Genomic DNA, 6,785 nt, shown 5'->3' with positions numbered 1-6,785 from the left:
TTTAGCTGGTGGTTGTTGAGTCTATTAATAAACAAATACTTACGGTTCTATTTTGTGTGTAATTTATTCATTCTAAGATGCGATGATACACAGTAATCAGCCTGCTAACTGAACGTCGTTCAGCTAGCAGCTTGATTAACTGAACAGCGATTAAGCAAACAAGCTTAACGCAAAGCTGCGAAGGTGTCGCAATCCGTAGGGTCACCACTCAGCATTCCCCGTTTGAGCCACTCCATTCTCTGTGCAGAGGAACCATGGGTGAAACTGTCAGGATTAACATATTGGCCAGCACGCTTTTGCATTCGGTCATCACCGATGTTACCTGCTGCATTCATTGCTTCTTCAAGGTCACCGTCATCTAGAAGGTTGTAATTCGCTTGGCGGCGTGCCCAAATTCCTGCATAACAGTCCGCCTGTAGTTCTAGTAAGACTGAGAGTTGGTTTGCTTGTGTCTTGTTAGTCTGACGTTGCATTCGCATAACCTGATCAGAAATACCCTGCAGTTTCTGAACATGATGCCCCACTTCATGAGCGACTACGTAAGCCTGAGCGAAATCACCGCGTACACCCATTTGACTAAGCTGTCTGAAAAAACCAAGATCCAGATACACTTTCATATCGCCAGGACAATAGAAAGGACCTGTAGCTGATGATGTCAGGCCGCAAGCGGAACTCACCTGATCATTAAACAGAACGACGGTTGGTTCGCGATAACGACTACCTGCTTTTTCGAAAATAGGGTTCCAGACATCTTCTGTGTCCTTTACAACAACACCAATAAATTCTTTTCCTTCATCCGTTGCGCCTGACGCAGCGCCGGTTTGGCTGGGGGGCTGAGACACACTGCCACCCATTTGAGCGTCACCGCCCATCATATCCATGAAGTTCTGGCCTTGTCCGGTAAACAGAAATATCAAAAGGGCGATAAAGAAACCAATACCACCTATCTTCATTCCGCCACCGGGTCGACGTTGGCCCGAATATCCGCTTCGTCCACCTCTACGATCTTCTATATTCGTACTTTGTTTACGTCCCTTCCAACGCATAATCTCGCTCACTAGCCTGATAATAAAGGCTCAATCATACACACGTAATATGAGTATCACAAAATTGCTCGTTGGCGAGTCAACTTGTCGGGTAAATAACGTCGATAAGATGCCTGCTTAACCTTTTGTCTGGCAAATTGGCTCGCTTAATAGTGACTAGATTTAGGTAGATTTAAAATTGAACTTAAATGGTATAGTCAGGCCATAATATAATAATAATGAGAAGATAATGAGGTGCTAAAACCTCAACAAACCCTAAAAATTGTGAGAGAGAGTTCGAGTATGTCAGGAGTTAATGGAAAGACCCCGTCTGCTGAATCTGCTACCAGATTTCGCTCCGGCTTAGGAAAGCAATTTGTTTCCGGTGGAAAACGGCAACAAGATGCTGTTAATTTGTATCTCAGAGACATTGAGAAAAACCCACTATTGAGTGCCGCAGAAGAAGTTTTCTACGGTAGACTGGTGAAAAAAGGAGATCAGTCGGCTCGTAAGAAAATGATTACCTGCAACCTCAGGTTAGTAGTGAAGATTTCGCGACGTTACCTTGGAAGAGGTTTGGGCTTATTAGATCTTATTGAAGAAGGTAATCTTGGTCTAATTCACGCCGTTGAAAAGTTTGATCCAGAGAAAGGATTCCGTTTCTCTACTTATGCCACCTGGTGGATTCGTCAGAATATTGAACGTGGCCTAATGAATCATTCACGCACTATCCGCTTACCTATCCATATAAATAAAGCACTTAATGGCTGTCTTAAAAAACGTGCGCAGCTCGGGCAAAAATTAGGGTCAGAACCCAGTCTTCATCAATTAGCACGAGAGATGGGTAAGTCTGAGAATGAAGTTCAGCACTTACTGCGACATACGGAGCATACTACCTCGTTAGACTTTACGGTCGGAGAAGGTAATGACACATCGATTATGGACTTCGTATCTGCGGACACTGTTAAACAGCCCGATGAGGAAGTCATTTCAGGTGATATTTCAAATGCCGTTGAAGCGTGGTTAGGCCAGCTCGATGCAAAGCAACAAGCGGTTATCGTCAGACGGTTTGGATTACATGGGCATGATATTACGACACTGGAACGCGTTGGTGAGGAATTAGAGATTACGCGTGAACGGGTTCGGCAAATCCAACTGGATGCTTTGAAACGATTGCGCCGTATTTTAGAGATGGAAGGTGGTTCGAGAGAGCTATACTTGCAAAGCTCATAAAAGCAAACCCTTAAACATAGCCTATTGCTTAGGCTTACTTTATACTTGCCGCAACTTTTTTTACGTTTCGCAGCGATTCTTTTTCGAAGGAATCGCTGCTTAATTATGTCTCGAAATTTTACGATAGGTAGAGTAAATGACTCCGGTAAAGGTTGGTCTGCTAGGTTTAGGAACGGTTGGAAGTGGAACCGCGACGGTATTAAAACGTAACGCTGAAGAAATTGCGCGCAGAGCAGGGCGAGGTATTGAAATTGATTTTGTGTCTACCTCAAAGTCAGAGTTACCGAGTGGACTAGGTTTAGCTAACAGCCGAATTAGTGCTGATCCTTTTGACATTGTCAATGATCCGGAAATCTCTATTGTTGTTGAGCTTTATGGTGGTGATGAACCGGCTAAGAGCTTGGTGTTACAAGCGATTGATAACGGTAAGCACGTCGTCACAGCAAACAAGGCTCTGATTGCGAAATACGGGAATGAGATTTTCGCCAAAGCTCAGGAAAAAGGGGTCATCGTCGCGTTTGAAGCAGCGGTTGCGGGTGGTATTCCTATCATCAAATCCCTAAGAGAGGGATTGTCTGCCAACAAAATTAACTGGCTGGCAGGTATCATCAACGGTACCGGCAATTTCATTCTGACTGAAATGCGTGACAAAGGCCGTGATTTTGAAGATGTACTTAAAGAAGCTCAGGCGCTGGGTTATGCCGAAGCAGACCCAACCTTTGATGTTGAGGGTGTTGATGCCGGGCATAAATTATCAATCCTGTCATCCATCGCGTTTGGTATCCCGCTACAATTTGAGAAGACCTATATGGAAGGTATCTCGATGATTTCCCGTGATGATGTAAATTATGCTGCCGAGTTGGGCTATAACATCAAGCATTTAGGTATTGCACGTCGTACTGAGAAAGGCATTGAGCAGCGAGTACATCCGACACTCATTCCAAAGCGTCAGTTGATTGCCAATGTTGATGGTGTCATGAATGCTGTGCTGGTTCAAGGCGATGCCGTTGGTCCGACCTTGCACTATGGAGCGGGTGCCGGTGGCGAGCCTACTGCGTCGGCGGTTGTTGCAGATATTATCGATATCACGCGGGCTTTAACCTCTGATCCTGAAAATCGTGTACCACATCTTGCCTTTCAGGCTGATGCTTTGTCCGATACGCCAATTCTGTCAATGGATGACGTCGAGAGCGCCTTCTACTTGCGCCTGAGTGCACTAGATGAGGCTGGAGTATTAGCTAATATCACTCAGATTCTAGGTGATAGCAGCATCAGTATCGAAGCATTCATTCAAAAAGAAACGAAAATCAGCGACGGTAAGGCAGATATCATTTTGTTAACTAAGTTAGTGAACGAGGGTGATATGAATCAGGCGATTAGCAAAATTGAAGCACTGGATGTGGTGAGTGGTGCTGTCACACGCATACGTGTTGAGAACCTTAGCTAAGTCATCGATGATTATCGGGAATTCATTATGAAATTTATAGAAACTCGTGGTAATGACGGACAGCCACGCCATCCAGTATCCGTTGAATTTTCACAAGCTATACTAGGTCCTATCGCTTCTTATGGTGGTATTTATGCACCTGAGAGTTTGCCGGATTTGGGGTTGAGCTTTTTAGAGGCTCATTTGCAGTCAGACTATAAGCAGCTAGCAAAAGCCATTTTGCTGGCATTCGAGATTGATATTGAGGAATCAGTGATTGATGAGGCGTTAAGTCTCTATGATCACTTTGATGATGCGGAAGATCCGACACCACTCGCTAAGCTGCGTGAAGATTTGTTTGTTAGTGAGTTATACCATGGCCCGACACGTGCCTTTAAAGACATGGCGTTGCAGCCATTTGGTGTGTTGTTGTCGGCATTAGCCAGGAAGCGCGATGAAGAATATTTGATTCTGGCAGCGACCAGTGGTGATACCGGGCCTGCAGCATTAGAGACGTTCAAAAATCGTGACCGGGTACGTGTGGCTTGTATGTATCCTGAGGGCGGTACATCAGATGTACAGCGTTTGCAAATGATTACTGAAGATGCTGATAATCTTAAAGTAATTGGTATTCATGGTCATTTTGATGATGCACAGGCTGCACTGAAATCGTTACTGGGTTCGGCGCAATTTAAAGCGACACTGCAAGAAAAGAAAATTCACTTGTCTGCCGCTAACTCGGTGAATTTTGGGCGTATTATTTTTCAGATTATTTACCATATTCATGCGTACTTAGAACTGGTCCGTAATGATGAAATTACGATGGGTGATAGCATTTATTTAGCGGTGCCGAGTGGTAATTTTGGAAATGCATTAGGTGGTTATTATGCGATCCGCATGGGCTTACCCATCGAGAAGTTACTGATCTCAACCAACAATAATAATGTATTAAAGCAATTGATTAATCATGGACGATATGATTTCCGTGATTCATCTGTGATTTCTACCTTGTCTCCTGCGATGGATATTCTTAAGGCATCTAATGTTGAGCGTGTTCTGTTCGATCTGTTTGGTGCTGAGCGCACGCGCGAGCTGATGAAGCAGTTAGATGATGAAAAGTTCTATGAACTAAGCGAAGCGGAGCACAATCAATTGAAGCAGTATTTCATTGCCGATGATTGTGATGATGTTGAAACGATCGCGTATATCAAAGATTTCTTTGAAGAAGGCTACGTCATGGATCCTCATACCGCGACATGCATCAAAACGTTTGATACCTGCCGTGAGAAGAACCTGAAGACAGTGGTGACGTCGACCGCTGAGTGGACTAAATTCTCAATGACCATTGCGGATGCTATTGGGGTAGAGTCAGGTTCTGGTGATTTAGAAGCCTTGAATAACATCTCTGCAAAAGCTGATATCAAAATCCCTGAGCAAATTGAAGCCTTATTCGATAAGCCAGTTGCACAAAAAACGTTAATCGATAAGGCGGATATTGAGAAGACGATTTTATCCTTTTTGTAAGGTGACCTTTTGAGTCGACGTACTCAGCTTTTAGTCTTTAGTTTATTAGTCATTACTGCAGCGATTGTTTATTTTCAATCGCTGCAGTTCCGTGCTTCTGAATTACCCAACGGTGCAAACTATAGGCCAGTCGACTGCTGGTTTGAGAGCAATAAATTCATGCGTGTCGAGTGTGGTTATATGACGACACGTACTGAAACACACTCAGATGCAACGTTTGAGTTACCTATCGTGGTATTACGGCACTCTCTGTGGCGTAACTCTGAATCACCCATGCTACACATTGCCGGTGGGCCGGGTGGAGCGGCCTATATTGATGCCAAGATAATGCCGTTCTGGATACAGAACTTTATCCATCAGGATTGGGGTATTGATTTCGTTATTTATGATCAGCGTGGAACCGGGCTCAGTAAACCACGACTGACTTGTCCCGATAGCCATTCACAGCGACTGGATAGTTTAAAAACATCGCTAACCGCCCGTGAGGACTCACTACAGTTTATAAGGCAAATGCAGGAATGCTACGAGGCGTTGACGCAAAAAACATCGCTTAGTCAACATATGCAATATATCAGCACTGATGATAGCGTGAATGATATTGCTGATCTGCACTCCCTGTTAGGCATTGAGCAATGGGTATTGATGGGTGTTTCATATGGCACCCGGTTGTCTTTGGAGTTTGTTCGTCGTTATCCGGCATTAGTAAAATCCATGGTGCTCGATTCAGTGTATCCGCCCCGTTACGATGGCTTTGAAACATTAACTGAAAATGGTTTGCGGGCGATTGAGCGATTGTTGGAGAGTTGCCGCTCCGATGTTATGTGCGATGAAGAACATCCGATGCTAAGCAAGCGACTCAATGATGCATTGCTTGCGCTCAAAGCAGAGCCGCTGGATTTATCAGTTCCACAAACGGAAGTTGGTAAGCCTGCTCGGGGACTGTCACTAACCCCGCATCGTTTGATCCTGTTGCTAGACTATGCCAGTTACGACTCCAGTCTGCTTGCCAATGTTCCGGCAGCGATCTCGGCTGTGGTTGAGGGCGATTTACAGAATAAGCCGTTACTTGAGCTTGCCACAAACTATCTGGAAATAGAGTTGTTCGAAGAGTTCAGTGAGCCTGTGTATATGATCACGGAGTGCAAAGAGAATGGGCAGTTTTCGATCGATGAATTAATGGAAAGACTCGGCCCGTATCTTGACAGATATCCGATGTTAGATTGGTCCGAGCAGGCTATTTATAGCCCTAAAATGTGTGAGCAGTGGAAAGATGTGTCCATATCTGCTGAGCGTGATTATCGTAAACCCGTAGTGAGCGACATCCCAACGCTTATATTAGCTGGAGCATTAGACTCCATCACGCCACCGGAATGGGGAAGGAGTCTGGCTAAAACGTTGAGTAACAGTCGCTACCTTGAGTATCCGGAATCAGCGCATTCCGTCTTGAGTTCATCGATCTGTTCAAATGATGAAGTGCAGGTATTTCTCAACCCTGAGATCAAAGAAACCGCCTTTTGTGATGCCGAAGAGCGACTTGTTGAGCGGAGCCTTAATCTAATTGTGTGGGCTAAATAATC

5 protein-coding genes are annotated in these 6,785 nt (G+C 44.7%); 4 read left to right on the top strand and 1 reads right to left on the bottom strand.

Annotation, left to right across the window (positions count from 1 at the left end):
• Positions 1–164: 164 nt before the first annotated feature.
• Positions 165–1,046, bottom strand: coding sequence for a KPN_02809 family neutral zinc metallopeptidase (gene ypfJ / locus DKW60_RS16355; protein WP_109838736.1), 882 nt, complete (start codon positions 1,044–1,046; stop codon positions 165–167).
• A 282-nt stretch (positions 1,047–1,328) separates the two neighbouring features.
• Between ypfJ and DKW60_RS16350 the strand changes: the two genes are divergently transcribed.
• The 4 genes from DKW60_RS16350 to DKW60_RS16335 all read left to right on the top strand — a co-directional run bounded on the left by DKW60_RS16350 (position 1,329) and on the right by DKW60_RS16335 (position 6,783).
• The gene (locus DKW60_RS16350; protein ID WP_109838735.1) at positions 1,329–2,258 is read left to right on the top strand and encodes a sigma-70 family RNA polymerase sigma factor; all 930 of its coding nucleotides are present in this window, start codon (positions 1,329–1,331) and stop codon (positions 2,256–2,258) included.
• Between the two features lie 136 nt (positions 2,259–2,394).
• Entirely contained in the window at positions 2,395–3,705 is a 1,311-nt protein-coding gene (locus tag DKW60_RS16345) for a homoserine dehydrogenase (RefSeq protein WP_109838734.1), read from the top strand.
• A gap of 27 nt (positions 3,706–3,732) precedes the next feature.
• On the top strand, positions 3,733–5,208 hold the full coding sequence (gene thrC / locus DKW60_RS16340) for a threonine synthase (protein ID WP_109838733.1): 1,476 nt from the start codon (positions 3,733–3,735) through the stop codon (positions 5,206–5,208).
• A 9-nt stretch (positions 5,209–5,217) separates the two neighbouring features.
• Positions 5,218–6,783, top strand: coding sequence for an alpha/beta hydrolase (locus DKW60_RS16335; RefSeq protein ID WP_109838732.1), 1,566 nt, complete (start codon positions 5,218–5,220; stop codon positions 6,781–6,783).
• Positions 6,784–6,785 lie beyond the last annotated feature (2 nt).

Source organism: Leucothrix pacifica (assembly GCF_003172875.1).
Taxonomy (GTDB): Bacteria; Pseudomonadota; Gammaproteobacteria; order Thiotrichales; family Thiotrichaceae; genus Leucothrix; species Leucothrix pacifica.
The sequence above is the reverse complement of the archived record's forward strand: the minus strand, read 5'-3'. Positions and strand labels throughout refer to the sequence as shown.